Annotated in this window: 3 protein-coding genes; all 3 read right to left on the reverse strand. The window is 77.1% G+C overall.

The features are described from left to right. The coding region (gene ccsA / locus ACFSL4_RS15495) for a cytochrome c biogenesis protein CcsA (protein ID WP_381082828.1) at positions 1-226 on the reverse strand (226 nt) is incomplete at its 3' end. A gap of 1 nt (position 227) precedes the next feature. Continuing rightward, positions 228-872, reverse strand: a complete 645-nt coding sequence (locus tag ACFSL4_RS15500; RefSeq protein ID WP_381082830.1) for a heme exporter protein CcmB — start codon at positions 870-872, stop codon at positions 228-230. Beyond that, positions 863-1,290: ATP-binding cassette domain-containing protein (locus tag ACFSL4_RS15505; protein ID WP_381082832.1), on the reverse strand; the 428-nt coding region annotated here is incomplete at its 5' end. The genes ACFSL4_RS15500 and ACFSL4_RS15505, both read right to left, overlap by 10 nt.

Genomic DNA, 1,290 nt, shown 5'->3' on the forward strand with positions numbered 1-1,290 from the left:
GGTCGTAGCGCAGGTCACGGCGGATCAGGTAGGCGGCGCTGGCGACGGCGACCACCGCGAACGACAGATACGCCGCCCACGCGGCCGGCACGTGAACGTACATGAGCCGCTGCGCGTCGCCCTGGTACGCGTCGTGGGGCGCGATGACGAGGGCGAGCGGCAGCGCCACCGCCGCGGCGGTGCCCGAGGCGATGCCTACGGCACGTTCGAGACGCGATCCACGCATGTCATTCCTCCAGCAAGACGGGGTGGACGGCCCAGACGGCGACCGACACGAGCAGGTCATAGGCGGTCAGCAGGACCAGCCACGGCAGTGCCGGGACGCCCGGCTTGCCCACCGCCGTGCCGGCCAGCAGCACCGGCAGCCCGGCGGGCAGCAGCAGCACCGCGAGCAGGCCGACGCGGCGGCGCGTGCCGACGAGCAGGGCGCCGAACGCCACGACGAGCCCGGCCAGGCCCAGGGTGCCCAGTGGCCCGGCGACCAGCGCCGCCGCCGGCAGCGGGGCCGGGAACACCAGCGTCACCAGAGCGCTCACGATCGCCCACGCGATCGTGAGCGGCAGCCACAGCCCCAGGATCTTCCCGGCGAGCAGCTGCCCGGGCGAGGCCAGGCCGCGCAGCAGGTCCCAGGCGCCCTCGTCGCGTTCCGCGGCGGCGACGCCGCGGGCCAGCGGGGCGGCGGCGAACAGCACCACGATCCACACCGTGCCGGGGGCGACCGCCTCCAGCACCCGCGGCACCGGCCCGTACGCCAGCCCGGCCAGCAGCACGCCCGCGACGACGAACGGGAACACCGTGATCGAGGACTCGTGCCCGGCGAGCTCGACGCGCACTTCGCGAGCGACCAGGCGGGCCACGGTTGTCACGGGCACGCTGCCTCCTCCGCGACCTGTTCGAGACGGCCTCGCGCGAGCCGGAGATGCGCGTCCGCGGTCCACGCGGTCCACGCCGGGTCGTGCGTGGCGACCAGCACGGCGGCGCCGCGCGCCCGCAGCCGCCGCAGCACGTCGCCGGCGAGCGCGGACCCGGTCTCGTCGAGGTGCGCGGTCGGCTCGTCGAGGCAGACGAGGGCGGCGCGGCAGACGAGGGCGATCGCCAGGGTGAGGCGGGCTCGCTGGCCCGCGGACAGCGTCCCCGCCCGGGCCCCGGCCGAGTCCTCCAGGCCGACGGCGGCCAGCGCCTCGCGGGCGCGGACCCGGGCCGCCGCCCTCGGCTCGCCGGTCAGGCCGAGCACGTCGGCGATCTCCTCCTCCGCGCGCTGCGCCGCCCGGGCGCCGTTCCCTCCCGCCA

Origin of the sequence: Streptomyces caeni, assembly GCF_042678285.1 — a bacterium.
Lineage (GTDB): Bacteria > Actinomycetota > Actinomycetes > Streptomycetales > Streptomycetaceae > Streptomyces > Streptomyces caeni.